1 protein-coding gene is annotated in these 519 nt (G+C 36.6%); it reads right to left on the bottom strand.

All coding sequences use genetic code 11. The annotated features are described in order from the left end of the window. The coding region (locus tag FQP90_RS23950) for a branched-chain amino acid transport system II carrier protein (RefSeq protein WP_144653452.1) at positions 1-87 on the bottom strand (87 nt) is incomplete at its 3' end. Positions 88-519 lie beyond the last annotated feature (432 nt).

The following is a 519-nucleotide window of genomic DNA, read 5'->3' as shown; positions in this document are numbered from 1 at the left end:
GAAGATAATGTTACCCGCACCTAAGACAAACGCAAAAAGCATAAAGCCCAATGCCGTTATATCTGTTAGTTTTAGACTCTGTTTCACAGATAATCCTTAATTATATTTATGAATTTATGTTGTGCTTACATGAATGTTACAGCTCAAGGCTGCCAATCAATCTTTAAAATAGTCGCGCATAATGACGAAACACTTAGCTAGCTGCAAGTCACCATAAAAAAACACCATATAAATTTGCATATGCGAACCAAAAGCAGTGGATTACACTGGATTATAAACTAACCATAACGCACAACAATAGTTACCCAACCAGAACATTGATCCATACAACTAGTTAACATTAGAGCTAATCACTTAAAATATCTCGATACTCAGAACATTAATGACAGATAAAACAATAGAAACCAAAAGCTTCAATTTTAAAAAATTCTCTATTTACGGTGGACAAAGCGGTATGCCAGTCAGCACAGATGGCGTGCTACTCGGAGCGTGGACTAACCTTGCTCCGAAATCATCGGT

Source organism: Paenarthrobacter nitroguajacolicus (assembly GCF_007786235.1).
In the GTDB taxonomy this organism is placed as follows: Bacteria; Actinomycetota; Actinomycetes; order Actinomycetales; family Micrococcaceae; genus Arthrobacter; species Arthrobacter nitroguajacolicus_A.
Note: the sequence above shows the minus strand (reverse complement) of the source record. Positions and strands in the feature narration are given on the sequence as shown.